General features: G+C 43.1%; 15 protein-coding genes. 1 reads left to right on the top strand and 14 read right to left on the bottom strand.

Annotation, left to right across the window (positions count from 1 at the left end):
• Nucleotides 1-81: 81 nt before the first annotated feature.
• The 10 genes from panD to MHH26_RS08780 form a co-directional block, all read right to left on the bottom strand.
• On the bottom strand, nucleotides 82-465 hold the full coding sequence (gene panD / locus MHH26_RS08735; RefSeq protein ID WP_340973195.1) for an aspartate 1-decarboxylase: 384 nt from the start codon (nucleotides 463-465) through the stop codon (nucleotides 82-84).
• Nucleotides 458-1324, bottom strand: a complete 867-nt coding sequence (gene panC, locus MHH26_RS08740) for a pantoate--beta-alanine ligase (protein WP_307499821.1) — start codon at nucleotides 1322-1324, stop codon at nucleotides 458-460. Before panC ends, panD begins: the two co-directional genes overlap by 8 nt.
• A complete protein-coding gene (gene panB / locus MHH26_RS08745; protein WP_334749512.1) occupies nucleotides 1321-2160 on the bottom strand; it encodes a 3-methyl-2-oxobutanoate hydroxymethyltransferase in 840 nt (279 codons plus the stop codon). Before panB ends, panC begins: the two co-directional genes overlap by 4 nt.
• A 197-nt stretch (nucleotides 2161-2357) precedes the next feature.
• The gene (locus MHH26_RS08750; RefSeq protein ID WP_034661046.1) at nucleotides 2358-3341 is read right to left on the bottom strand and encodes a biotin--[acetyl-CoA-carboxylase] ligase; all 984 of its coding nucleotides are present in this window, start codon (nucleotides 3339-3341) and stop codon (nucleotides 2358-2360) included.
• Nucleotides 3314-4516 carry a CCA tRNA nucleotidyltransferase gene (locus tag MHH26_RS08755; protein ID WP_340973199.1) on the bottom strand — a complete coding sequence of 401 codons (1203 nt, stop codon included), beginning with the start codon at nucleotides 4514-4516 and terminating at the stop codon, nucleotides 3314-3316. The genes MHH26_RS08750 and MHH26_RS08755 overlap by 28 nt, the downstream gene beginning before the upstream one ends.
• Nucleotides 4509-5654 (bottom strand): N-acetyl-alpha-D-glucosaminyl L-malate synthase BshA, encoded by a 1146-nt coding sequence (gene bshA, locus MHH26_RS08760; RefSeq protein ID WP_106039206.1) that lies wholly within the window; start codon nucleotides 5652-5654, stop codon nucleotides 4509-4511. Before bshA ends, MHH26_RS08755 begins: the two co-directional genes overlap by 8 nt.
• A gap of 2 nt (nucleotides 5655-5656) precedes the next feature.
• Nucleotides 5657-6361 (bottom strand): bacillithiol biosynthesis deacetylase BshB1, encoded by a 705-nt coding sequence (gene bshB1, locus MHH26_RS08765; protein WP_034661049.1) that lies wholly within the window; start codon nucleotides 6359-6361, stop codon nucleotides 5657-5659.
• Nucleotides 6348-6767 carry a methylglyoxal synthase gene (gene mgsA, locus MHH26_RS08770; protein ID WP_012010363.1) on the bottom strand — a complete coding sequence of 140 codons (420 nt, stop codon included), beginning with the start codon at nucleotides 6765-6767 and terminating at the stop codon, nucleotides 6348-6350. Before mgsA ends, bshB1 begins: the two co-directional genes overlap by 14 nt.
• A gap of 17 nt (nucleotides 6768-6784) precedes the next feature.
• Nucleotides 6785-7588 (bottom strand): 4-hydroxy-tetrahydrodipicolinate reductase, encoded by an 804-nt coding sequence (gene dapB, locus MHH26_RS08775; protein WP_058014826.1) that lies wholly within the window; start codon nucleotides 7586-7588, stop codon nucleotides 6785-6787.
• A 5-nt stretch (nucleotides 7589-7593) separates the two neighbouring features.
• Entirely contained in the window at nucleotides 7594-7929 is a 336-nt protein-coding gene (locus tag MHH26_RS08780) for a nucleotide pyrophosphohydrolase (protein WP_003215805.1), read from the bottom strand.
• Nucleotides 7930-8066: 137 nt separating this feature from the next.
• Here MHH26_RS08780 and MHH26_RS08785 point away from each other — a divergent pair, with 137 nt between their 5' ends.
• Nucleotides 8067-8939: a YitT family protein gene (locus tag MHH26_RS08785; protein WP_003215598.1), complete on the top strand. Its 873-nt coding sequence runs from the start codon at nucleotides 8067-8069 to the stop codon at nucleotides 8937-8939.
• A 31-nt stretch (nucleotides 8940-8970) separates the two neighbouring features.
• Here the strand turns inward: MHH26_RS08785 and ypjB are convergent, their stop codons facing one another.
• The 4 genes from ypjB to qcrB form a co-directional block, all read right to left on the bottom strand.
• Nucleotides 8971-9774, bottom strand: a complete 804-nt coding sequence (ypjB, locus tag MHH26_RS08790) for a sporulation protein YpjB (protein ID WP_060596735.1) — start codon at nucleotides 9772-9774, stop codon at nucleotides 8971-8973.
• A gap of 65 nt (nucleotides 9775-9839) precedes the next feature.
• Nucleotides 9840-10433 carry a DUF1405 domain-containing protein gene (locus MHH26_RS08795; protein ID WP_334749519.1) on the bottom strand — a complete coding sequence of 198 codons (594 nt, stop codon included), beginning with the start codon at nucleotides 10431-10433 and terminating at the stop codon, nucleotides 9840-9842.
• Between the two features lie 100 nt (nucleotides 10434-10533).
• On the bottom strand, nucleotides 10534-11301 hold the full coding sequence (locus MHH26_RS08800) for a menaquinol-cytochrome c reductase cytochrome b/c subunit (protein ID WP_003215888.1): 768 nt from the start codon (nucleotides 11299-11301) through the stop codon (nucleotides 10534-10536).
• Between the two features lie 43 nt (nucleotides 11302-11344).
• The gene (qcrB, locus tag MHH26_RS08805) at nucleotides 11345-12019 is read right to left on the bottom strand and encodes a menaquinol-cytochrome c reductase cytochrome b subunit (RefSeq protein ID WP_003215804.1); all 675 of its coding nucleotides are present in this window, start codon (nucleotides 12017-12019) and stop codon (nucleotides 11345-11347) included.
• Nucleotides 12020-12021 lie beyond the last annotated feature (2 nt).

Here is a 12021-nt window from a genome sequence, read left to right on the forward strand (position 1 = left end):
AAGTGAAACACGCTCTGGGCAAAATAGCTGAAACAGAACAGCTTCTTTTCTTAAAACTGTTCTGTTTCCTTGCAGCATGCGTTATAAAATCGTTTTCGCAGGCTCTTGCCCAATCATTTGTTCAATTTGATTTTGTTTATTTAATACGACCACTTTTGGTGTATGTGTCTTTGCTTCTTCTTCTGAGAGCATCCCATAAGCGATAATAATCACTTCATCCCCCGGCTGAACTAATCTTGCTGCCGCGCCATTTAGACAAATGACACCGCTCTTTCTTTCACCAGGAATAATATATGTTTCAAGTCTCGCGCCATTGTGATTATTGACAATCTGTACTTTCTCATTTGCCATCATGCCTGCCGCATCAAGTAAATCTTCGTCAATGGTGATACTTCCTACATAATGTAAGTTTGCTTCTGTTACCGTCGCTTTATGAAGTTTAGAGGTCATAAAGGTTCTATACATGTTTTTCACCGCTTTCAGGAACATGGAATATCACATTATCAATCAGCCTTGCCCGTGAGAATTTCACCGCAATCGCAATGATGACCTGACCTGCCAACTGCTGAAGCGGCTCAAGCTCTGGATAGGAGTAGATCTCAATATAATCGATTTCCCCGCTCGTTTGAAGAATTTCCTCTTCTACCAACTGATAAATACGACTGACGTCACGTTCACCTTTTTCAACCGCTGACTGTCCTTTTTTCAATGCGCGGTACAAAGCAGGTGCTTCTTGTCTTTCTTTTTCAGATAAGTACACATTTCTTGAACTTTTCGCTAAACCGTTTTCTTCTCTAACTGTCGGCACAGATACAAGGTGAAGATCAAAGAAGAAATCCTTGATCATCGCATCGATCACAGCGACTTGCTGTGCATCCTTTAGACCAAAGTATACATTTGTTGGTGCTACAAGATGAAATAGCTTTGTAAGCACAGTGACAACGCCATCGAAATGTCCTGGACGTTTTTTCCCGCATAAGACATCAGTCCGCTTTTGAACCGTCATCGTGATAGATGGATCATTTGGATACATTTCTTTCACATCAGGTGTAAATAATATATCCACACCTGCTTCTTCTGCAAGGCGCTGATCTCTTTCCATATCCCTTGGATAGGATTCAAAGTCTTCGTTCGGTCCAAATTGCAAAGGATTGACAAAGATGCTCATTACCACAATGTCATTTTGATCCCTTGCTTCTTTCGCGAGCGTCAGATGTCCTTCATGAAGAAAGCCCATCGTTGGGACAAAGCCGATGGAATGCTGTTTTTCTTGATGATGTTTGATCCATTCTTTCAGCTCGTGAATATGGGTGACAACGTTCATTTTTTCATACCCCCATATAAACCATTAAGGACTTCTTCTTTGATATGAAATGTATGCTTGTCTTCTGGAAATGTGTGTGCTTTTACTTCTTTCGTATATTGAATAAGCGCTTCTTCTAGTACAGTATCAATTTGCGCGTATTGTTTCACAAACTTAGGTGTTCTAGACACCCCGTATCCTACCACATCATGGTAAACGAGAACTTGTCCGTCTGCCTCAGCTCCTGCACCAATCCCGATGACAGGAATTTTCAGCATGTCGGTAATTCGTTTTGTCAGTTCACCAGGTACGCATTCAAGCACAAGTGCAATCGCACCAGCTTCCTCACATTTTAAGCTGTCTTCAATCAATTTCTGCGCACTTTCGTGGTCTTTTCCTTGCACTTTATATCCGCCAAGTACTCCAACTGACTGAGGTGTGAGGCCTAAATGACTGACGACAGGAATCCCGCCTCTTGTGAGAGCTTGAATGGATTCAAATACGCCATCTCCGCCTTCTAGCTTTAAGGCATCCGCACCGCTTTCTTGCATGATGCGTGCTGCGTTTTTCAATGTTTCTGCTAATGAATAATGGTAAGACATAAATGGCATATCCGTCACAATAAATGTGTCTTTTGCGCCTCTTTTCACTGCTTTTGTGTGATGAATCATGTCATCGATTGTGACTTGTACTGTCGAATCGAGTCCAAGTACAACCATCCCAAGTGAATCACCAACTAAGATCATGTCGACTTCCGCTTTTTCTGCTTGCTTTGCAGATGGATAGTCGTATGCTGTCAGCATCACAATCGGTTCGTTTTGTTCTTTCATTTTGAAAAAATCTAGCTTTGTCTTCATTTGTTCCTCCTCATTCTGGAGAGGAGATGGCTTGCCTCACATCACATGTTTTGATCTCTCATGCGCGGCGAATCATCCCTCTGTCCAAGTCCCTTAGGATCAAGGCAGAAATTTATCAAATTTTTGTTTCTACAGGTACAGCTCTTTTTCAGATACTGCCCACACGAAGTATATCAAAAATGTGCCGGGTGTTCCACTTAAGTTGACTTTATCTCGATGTCTGCGGAGTAGATTTTTTGAATACCTTCCTCCGTTTCAAGCAATAAAACACCTTCTTCATTGATTCCGAGCGCTTTTCCAGTGTATTGCCCATTGACGGTGCGGGCAACAATATGCTGACCGATCGTCATCGCAAACGATTCCCATAATTGTTTAATCGGTGTAAATCCATGCTTCATATAATCGTCATACCTTTTTTCAAAGGTGGACATGATCTGTTGTATGAGGGCAGCACGGTCCACTTTTTCATTCAGTTCCATTCGCAGGCTTGTGGCGACATCCTTTAGTTCATCCGGAAAGTCATCAGCCGTTTGGTTCACATTAATGCCCGGGCCAATAATCACCGCATGAACCTGGTCCGCCTCTGCTTTTAATTCAGTCAGAATGCCAACGACCTTTTTCCCGTTTAACAAAATATCGTTTGGCCATTTAATGGATGGACTGAGTCCTGTTTGCTCTGCAATGGCTTCTGCGATGGCTACAGATGCTAAAAGCGTCATCTGCGGCGCTTTGTGCAGCGGAATTTCAGGCCGTAGAACGAGACTCATCCAGATGCCTGTCCCATTTGGTGAATGCCACGTTCTTTGAAGGCGGCCTTTCCCATTTGTCTGATGATCACTGACAACGAGCGTACCGTGGGGCGCACCTTCATTTACAAGATCATGGGCAATCAGCTGTGTGGAGGCGACTTCTTTCTGAAAATAAATGTGCCTGCCAAAGCTCTCTGTTTCTAGACCAAACAGAATTTCATCCTCACTAATTTTGTCCGGTTTACGAAGCAGGCGGTACCCCTTTCTTCTGACGGCTTCTACCTCATAGCCCTCTTTTCTGAGGCCCTCTATATGCTTCCAGACAGCCGTTCGAGAACAGCCAAGCTCATCACATATTTGCTGACTTGAGACAAAGTCCTCACTTGATGCTGTAAATAGTTCGATTAATCGTTTTCTAATTGCTGATCGCATGCTGTAAGCCACTCCTCTATGGCTTCTTTTCGGTTTTCCAAATGATTTTGCAGAACGGCTTTTTTCACCAAATCGAGCTCTTCTGCGATCCATTTTCCTGATATCTTTTGCCGAAAGGCCATTAAATCTTTTCCTGAAACAGCGAGGTCTTGAAGCGTTTTAATCGGCAGGGCATCATAAGAACGCTTCGCTGCCTCAAGCTCGTCAAAGAAAATGCGACGCTCGTGTTTTAGCTGTGAGATCTTCAAACTAGATAAGAGCACGTGTTCACCAGCCTCAAACATCTTCTCCGCATCCCAGTCACAATCGACGTATTGGCTAATCGCCACCGCGTCTTTCAAAAGCTTTGTTGACAGCTTCCATTCTTTTAAGAAGAGCACAGCCTCCGCTTCATCTAAGCCAAGCAAATGGATAACAGCCCCCCATACTTCTTCTAGTCCATCCAGTAAATAATACGGAAATGATTGAAAGGATTCTTGCAGACCATCCTTTTTGAGACCCGGCAATTCTTCATACAATTTGGTAGAAATGAGCACCTTAATCGCCCGCTCACAATAACGGCCTTTTAAAAGCTTCTCCATTTCAATCTTTTTGCGTTCAACTGATATGTTGGCAAGCAGGTGCTTATCTTTTTTCATCGCTTCAGCCGTTTCTGCAGCGAGCTCAAAGCCAAGCTGGCTTAAAAAACGGACCGCTCTCATCATACGAAGCGCGTCTTCCTGAAAGCGGCACGCAGGATCTCCTACGGTTTGAATTCGTTTCCGCTCAATATCCTGTTTGCCCCCTACATGGTCAATGATCTCCCCATTTATATCCATGGCCATCGCATTGATCGTTAAATCTCTTCTTAAAAGATCTTCCTTCAATGATGTGATAAACGCCACTTCTTTCGGTCTGCGAAAATCTCCATATTCTGATTCAGTTCGAAACGTCGTCACCTCATAGCTGACCCCATCATGTAACACGATGACAGTGCCATGCTCTTTGCCAACATCAACTGTTTTTTCAAATAAGGATTCGACCGTATCAGGCGTTGCATCTGTTGCTATATCGATATCGCCGATTTCCCTGCCTAAAAGGACATCTCTCACTGCTCCGCCGACAAAGTAAGCCTGATGCCCATGTTCGTGCAGTGTATGTAAAATAGGGATCGCATGTGTGAATGGTTCATTCATGTTCATCATCACCTTCGATCAATTCTAGGTAAAGCTTTTCATATTCACTCACAATTTTTTCAGAAGAGAAATGGCCCTGAACACTAGACTGAGCCGACGCAGACACTTGTTCATGAAGCGCTTTGTCTTTGAGTATAGAGACTGCGTGTTTAGCTGCCGCGTCTATATCGCCGAGCGGGACAAGGAAACCTGTTTCTCCATGTGTAATGACCTCTGGAATCCCGCCAACATCAGTCCCAATACATGGGACACCGCATGCCATCGCCTCAAGAAGCACAAGTCCGAAGCTCTCTTTCTCAGAAAGAAGCAGCTTCAAATCACTGATGGAATACAGCTCTTCTACTTTCTCTTGCTTTCCTAAAAATAACACGCGGTCTGTCAGCCCCAGTTTTTTCACGAGTTCGCATACGACCGATTTTTCAGGACCATCACCGATGAGCAGCAGCTTTGCCTGCACCTGTTCTGAGATCTTTTTAAACACATGAACGACATCATGCACCCGTTTGACCTTTCGAAAATTTGATACATGGATGACGACCTTATCGTCCGGTAAAAGACCATAATGTGTCTTTAGCACTTCGTGATCTTCGCGCAAATACACCCGTTCATCGACAAAATTATGGATCGTCTCGATCTTTTTATTTGGTTTGATGAGGTCGTACGTCTGCGCAGCTAATGAATGCGACACCGCCGTTACCCGGTCTGATGATTCGATCGCAAATCGAATGACTTCCTTTAGTGATGGATCATAGCCTAATACCGTAATATCCGTCCCGTGAAGCGTCGTGACGACTTTCACAGAGTGTCCCGTCATCTGCTTCGCTAAGAACGCACAGACGGCGTGCGGAACCGCATAATGCGCGTGAATAATATCAAGCTTCTCTCGTTTTGCGACTTCTGCCAATTTACTTGCTAATGCAAGGTCATAAGGCGGATATTGAAAAACAGCATATTGATTGACATCCACCTCATGAAAATAAATATTCGGATACACTTTATTGAGCCTAAACGGAATACTTGAGGTAATGAAATGAACATCGTGCCCTTTTTCAGCTAAACGTTTTCCAAGTTCCGTAGCAATAATGCCCGAGCCGCCGACACTTGGATAACAAGTGATTCCGACCTTCAGTTTTTTCATAATTACCCCCCAAGTAAGTCGTCATCTATCAAAAGTGGTTTCTTTGTGATAAACCCTTCTGCATAAGCTTTATTGACTTCCCTTCCATACATAGACTCTCTCATTTTGACAAAATCAATATAACCGTTCACAAGAGGTGTCTCAACTGAATTCGCCGATTTAACAAATTGACTTTTATACGCATGCAAGCTATCAATTTTTTGGTGCATTTCCTCAGAAATATCAATCACAAAATCTGGACGATGATGGCCGTTAATCATGTAATAATACATCTGACTTATTTTATGCGCTGGCTGCTTGTATGAATCTTCAAATTTATGTATACCTGCCGAAAAAGCAGCCTCTTCTACAAGTGAGCCCGCATGACCATGATCTGGATGCCGATCTTGGTGATGCGGAGCAAAAATCAGTTTCGGCTTGTATGTTCGAATCACGCCTGCAATGTCCTTCATCGCTTCGTCATTTAGATAAAGTCCTCTGTCTGGCAGTGTGAGCTGGATTCGCGTTGACACACCTAAAATGGCGGCAGCAGCTTTTGCTTCCTCTTTACGGCTCTCTACCGTTCCATTCGAAGATAATTCGGCCTGGGTCAAGTCGCAAATCCCGACACGCGCCCCTTTTTTTACGTATTTTGCAATCGTTCCGCCCATACCGATCTCAACATCATCGCTGTGGGCACCGAATGCAAGGATATCAAGTCGTTTCATTTGTTCCTCCGTTTTTTGCTACATCTCGAAAATCAAACGTGCCTTTATTTAAATTCCTGACTAAAATTTCAGCGGTCCCCATATTGGTGGCTAGTGGAATGGTATACACATCACAAAGCCGAATGAGTGCAGATACATCCGGTTCATGCGGCTGCGCGGTAAGCGGGTCTCTAAAAAAGAGCACAAGATCCATTGCATTATCAGCAATTAAAGCACCAATCTGCTGATCTCCTCCAAGTGGTCCTGACTGGAAACGATGAATGGGAAGCCCCGTCGCTTCTTTCACTCTCAAACCTGTTGTCCCTGTTGCGTAAAGTGTATGATCTGCCAATATATCACGGTACGCAATGGCAAATTGGATCATGTCACTTTTTTTCTTATCGTGAGCGATTAAAGCAATGTTCATCAGGAATCCACTCCTTATTAGTCGATGATATTTTCTAAACCATAGACGAGCTGATCAATGTGCATGACCTGTTCAACTGAAAGCTTCACACCTGACATAAATGATGCACGGTTATAAGAATCATGGCGAATTGTGAGCGTCTGTCCGTCCATTCCAAACAGTACTTCTTGATGTGCAATCATACCCGGAAGTCTTACGCTGTGCAGACGGATACCGTCATAATCTGCGCCTCGTGCACCTTCGATTAATTCTTTCTCTTCTGGATGTCCCTGCTTTTTGCTTTCTCTGACTTCTGCAATCATTTCAGCTGTTTTAAGCCCTGTACCGCTCGGAGCATCTAGTTTTTTATCATGGTGAAGCTCAATGATTTCAACGTCAGGAAAGTAATTCGCTGCCATTTTGGCAAACTTCATCATTAAGACCGCACCGACAGCAAAGTTTGGCGCAATAATACAGCCTATGCCCTTTTCTTCTGTTAATTGCTGTAGCTCTTTCAGGTCAGCTTCAGAAAATCCAGTGGTTCCTACGACTGGTCGGACGCCATGTTCAAGGGCCTTTTTTGTATGTACTTTCCCGATTTCTGGTGTCGTCAAATCAATTAATACATCAGGTGCTGTCTCTGAAAGACACACATCAATATCTGTATAAATTGGCGCCTCAGATGTCGTATGAATCACATCAGATAATTTTTTTCCTTCGTGCGCGTGATCAAGGGCTGCCACAAGCTCAAAATGGCTCGTTTCTTCTGCCAGCTTCACAGCCTCTATCCCCATTCTTCCTCTTGCTCCAGCGATTACTACTTTGATGGTTTGGTTCGTCATCGTCTCTACTTCCCTTCTTTTTTCGTCCAGCGGTCTTTGTCTCTTGTATTGAATTTATGCATCACACGATCGTGTGCTTCCTCTAGTGATATATCTAGTGAATTAGCGAGGCATGTTAACACAAACAAAACATCGCCAATTTCTTCTTCCATGCTTTTTTCTGTTTCCGTTGTTTTTTTCGGCTTTTCTCCATAGTAATGGTTAACCTCTCTTGCTAGCTCGCCTAATTCTTCTGTCAGACGGGCCATCATGGCAAGCGGGCTGAAATAGCCTTCTTTAAATTGTCCTATGTAATCATCTACTTCTTGCTGCACGTGACGCAGCGTTTTTTCATTCGTCATGAAGCTCATCCTCCTATCCATCTCTTACATGTTAGCGAAATCATAAATATTTGACAAATGTTTAAGACTCAGTTTGCTTGTTTCTCTCCCATACCATATAATATTATCGCTGTCTAAGCAAAAAAAGGAGTGGTCTCTTGCTAAAAGAAATTCGTCTTAAAAATATCGTATTTATTTTAATAGGATCTGCGATTTTTTCTTTCGGTCTTGTTCATTTTAATATGCAGAACAATTTGGCGGAAGGCGGATTTACAGGTATTACACTGCTTCTATATTTTCTATTTCACATTGATCCATCCATTTCAAACCTTGTCTTAAACATTCCGATCTTTTTTATCGGCTGGAAAATGCTCGGCAGAACCATGTTTACTTATACAATTGTAGGAACCGTCAGTCTTTCTGTCTTTCTTGCCATCTTCCAGCGCTTTCAAATACATATGCCTCTCCAGCACGATTTGGCTCTAGCCGCGCTCTTTGCTGGTGTGTTTATCGGAACAGGCCTCGGGATCATCTTTAAGTTCGGCGGTACAACCGGCGGCGTGGACATCATCGCAAGACTCATCAACAAGCATTATCAGGTGGCCATGGGACGAACAATGTTCATCTTCGACGCATGTGTCATTACGATTTCTCTTACTTATTTAAATTACAAAGAAGCCATGTATACACTCGTCGCAGTGTTTGTTGCCGCAAAGGTCATTGACTTCATGCAAGAAGGCGCTTACGCAGCCAAAGGCGCCATGATTATCTCTGAAAAAGATGACATCATTCAAAAGAAAATCACAGAGGAAATGGAGCGCGGTGTGACCATTTTAAAAGGGGTTGGTTCCTATACAAAACAGGAGCGCAACGTCCTTTATTGCGTCGTCCCGAAAAACGAGCTTGTCCATCTCAAAAGCGTCGTGACCTCAGTCGATCCTCATGCATTTGTATCCGTCAGTGACGTGCATGATGTGCTTGGTGAAGGCTTCACATTAGATGAACACAAAAAGCCGCTTAATCCGCATTAAAAAAAGAAGCCCAAAAATGGTGCTTCTTTTTTTATGATTTCGGATAATCAGCCTGACGCTTTTGCTTCTTCTCTTTTTCAGCACGGTATTTCCGAAACCCAACATACGTTAACGTTAATAAAATGATACTCCCTGTTGTTAAAATGACCCATAAAAGCGATGGATCAGCTTCATCTTGATCGACGTGAGCAAACACACTCGATAAATCCTCTTCGAGCTTCGTGAGACGCTCAAGCTTTGTCCCACTTGATGCTTTTAAAAATTCACCTTGCTCAATCACTTCCATATGCTGCTTAATCGTTTGCAGCTTTTCAGGCGAAACATCAATGGTTAAACTAGGGTATATCATATCGTATAAAGAAACCAGCTCATTCCAAGTTTCATAAAACGTCGTCGACTCCGGATCCCTCACTTCTTTTTTCAAAGTAGGAAAAGACCCCATAATGGGCTTCTCCAGCGAACCCCAAAGAGGCTCAGAGTCTGACTGGATCGCATCGAGCAGCATTCTAAACTGAGAGGCATAACGAAGCTTTTCGCGCTCATTCAATTCTTCCTGCGGCAGCCCTTTTATAATATCTTGATAGCCAAGTGTAATTTGCCGAATCTGCGTATTTGTCAGAGTACCACGCCAATTCTCAGCTTTAAATGTCTTTTCAACATACAATGCGACCTGTAACGCCTCATCATATTTAGCTTGTCTCGTTAATTGAAAGATTGAATCTGATAGTTCCGTTAATTCTTGCAGCACGTTAGCGGCTGTTTCCTCGCCTTTGGCAACAGATGGCTGTAATACGAGAAAAAATAATAGAATCATCGCGATTGGCTTTCGTTTCATGCAAGTCCCTCCTAGCCCTTCTCCATACAGCGTATGAAGAAAAGGACAAGGTTAGACCAATATTGTTAAGGGAGTTCAAGCTTGACCGATTTTTTCGATAGGACGAGATAATACGAAACAAGAAGAACAGCAATACTTAACCAAAACGTGACATAGCCGATCTCGTTTGAATAGGCAGACAGCATAGAATAACGCGGCATCATACCAAATACATAATCAATCACATCGTTATGTAAAATCCATATGCCGGCTACCACCAAATGACGCATTTTAAAACGATAATACGGTGCAAACAATACAGCTTGAACCGCCATCGCAAAGTGAGACCCAATCAGCATGTATCCTTCCCACGGAAAGTCATCAACAGATAAAAGCACAAAGATATTCATTCCTACAGCCCATAACCCGTACTTAATCAAGGTCACAAGGGCAAGTGCTTCAAAATAAGGAGCGTTTCGTTTCATCAAAAACGCAAGTAGTACAAATAAAAAGAAAAAGCTTGCCGTTGGGCTGTCTGGAACAAAAGCTAAAAAGATAGCCGGCGTCTCTACAAGCTGAGGAATATACCAATAGTAGCCGTACACACTGCCAAGGAAATTGATCATCAGGACTAGCACAAGCATGTAGCGCGTGGCTAGCAGATATTGAATCCATCTCATACGTCTCTTCACTCACGATCTGTTAAAATCAGAAAAAAGCTGACAGCGCCAGCTTTTTCTCTTTTGAGTATATCCTTGTACTTGCTTTTAAACAACTGAATTATTTAGATTTGACCTCAGATAAATATTTAGAAAGCTTTTCAAGTTCTTCATCGCTGCCTTTAAAGATACCCTTAGGCATGTTGCCTTTTCCTTCAACAGCGATTTTAGCTATCTCCTCAGGTGCAAGACCGTTGTCAACAAGTGACGGTCCGGCTGCTCCGCCCTGCATGTTATCCCCGTGACAGGAGATACATGTCTGCTCCTGATAAATTTTATACTCTTCCGCTGAGGTATCAATCTCTGCTTCTTTCTTAATTTCACCTTGCTTCGCCGCTGCTTCCCAATCATGAGTAGCAACAGACTCCCACGTTAAATATGTTGCTGCGCCGACTGCAAGGATCATCATCCCCACTGCAACCGGTCTTCTATACGGTCTGCGTTCAGGACCAGAATCAAGAAATGGTGCGAGCAAAAGTGCACCAAACGCAATTCCAGGCATAATCATCGCGCCAACTACTGTATAGCCTCCTGCAGCAAATTCATATTTTAATAACTGGTACAAGAATAGGAAATACCAGTCTGGCAGCGGAATATAGCCGGTATCTGTTGGATCAGCCATCCGCTCAAGCGGAGGTGCATGAACAACAGTTAGGACAAGAAATCCAATTAAAAAAACGGCACCTACAAGCCATTCCTTTAAAAGAAAGTTCGGCCAAAAGGCTTCTGTTTTTCCCGGATATTCGGAATAGTCTTTAGGTATGTTAGGTTTTCTTTCTGCCGGAATTCTGGAGTCTCCGACAAACTTCATCCCTTTTCCCCTATGCAAAGTCATCCCCTCCTCATTGAACATTCATCAAACGCAACTTTTTTTATAGCGGTCCAGAAATTCCTTGCTTACGAATCATAATAAAGTGGGCAGCCATCAGCCCAAATAATGCCGCTGGCAAGAAAAAGACATGGATAGCGAAAAATCTCGTCAGCGTTTGTGCCCCTACAATGTCAGGATGACCTGCAAGCAGCGTTTTGATCTCTTTTCCAATGAATGGTGTGGCTTCTGCAATTTGAAGACCAACCTTCGTCGCAAATAGCGCCTTCATATCCCATGGCAAGAGATATCCTGTAAAACCAAGTCCAAGCATCACAAAGAAAATGAGCACACCAACAATCCAGTTCAGCTCTCTAGGCTTTTTATACGCCCCTTGGAAAAAGACCCTTAGCGTATGTAAAAACATCATGACAATGACTAGACTCGCACCCCAGTGGTGCATCCCTCTGACAATCTGACCAAATGCCACTTCATTTTGCAAATAATAGACAGATTCCCAGGCATTTTTAATATCCGGCACATAATACATCGTTAAAAACATGCCCGAAAGGACTTGAATGACTGTCACAAAAAACGTTAAACCGCCAAAACAGTACACAAAAGCGGAGAAATGATGTGCTGGATTGACATGCTCTGGCACCTCATGATCCGCAATATCTCTCCATATTGGTGTAATGTCTAGCCGCTCATCTACCCAATCATAAATCTTGTTAAGCATCG

Source organism: Bacillus sp. FSL K6-2839 (genome assembly GCF_038003365.1).
GTDB lineage: Bacteria > Bacillota > Bacilli > Bacillales > Bacillaceae > Bacillus.

Bases quoted from the DNA above. Each gene is read 5' to 3' on its own strand.
- MHH26_RS08780 (WP_003215805.1), bottom strand. From the start codon at position 7,929: ATGACGAATGAAAAAACGCTGCGTCACGTGCAGCAAGAAGTAGATGAT.
- panD (WP_340973195.1), bottom strand. From the start codon at position 465: ATGTATAGAACCTTTATGACCTCTAAACTTCATAAAGCGACGGTAACA.
- panC (WP_307499821.1), bottom strand. From the start codon at position 1,324: ATGAACGTTGTCACCCATATTCACGAGCTGAAAGAATGGATCAAACAT.
- bshB1 (WP_034661049.1), bottom strand. From the start codon at position 6,361: ATGAAACGACTTGATATCCTTGCATTCGGTGCCCACAGCGATGATGTT.
- MHH26_RS08750 (WP_034661046.1), bottom strand. From the start codon at position 3,341: ATGCGATCAGCAATTAGAAAACGATTAATCGAACTATTTACAGCATCA.
- bshA (WP_106039206.1), bottom strand. From the start codon at position 5,654: ATGAAAAAACTGAAGGTCGGAATCACTTGTTATCCAAGTGTCGGCGGC.
- ypjB (WP_060596735.1), bottom strand. From the start codon at position 9,774: ATGAAACGAAAGCCAATCGCGATGATTCTATTATTTTTTCTCGTATTA.
- qcrB (WP_003215804.1), bottom strand. From the start codon at position 12,019: ATGCTTAACAAGATTTATGATTGGGTAGATGAGCGGCTAGACATTACA.
- MHH26_RS08755 (WP_340973199.1), bottom strand. From the start codon at position 4,516: ATGAATGAACCATTCACACATGCGATCCCTATTTTACATACACTGCAC.
- dapB (WP_058014826.1), bottom strand. From the start codon at position 7,588: ATGACGAACCAAACCATCAAAGTAGTAATCGCTGGAGCAAGAGGAAGA.
- panB (WP_334749512.1), bottom strand. From the start codon at position 2,160: ATGAAGACAAAGCTAGATTTTTTCAAAATGAAAGAACAAAACGAACCG.
- mgsA (WP_012010363.1), bottom strand. From the start codon at position 6,767: ATGAACATTGCTTTAATCGCTCACGATAAGAAAAAAAGTGACATGATC.
- MHH26_RS08795 (WP_334749519.1), bottom strand. From the start codon at position 10,433: ATGAGATGGATTCAATATCTGCTAGCCACGCGCTACATGCTTGTGCTA.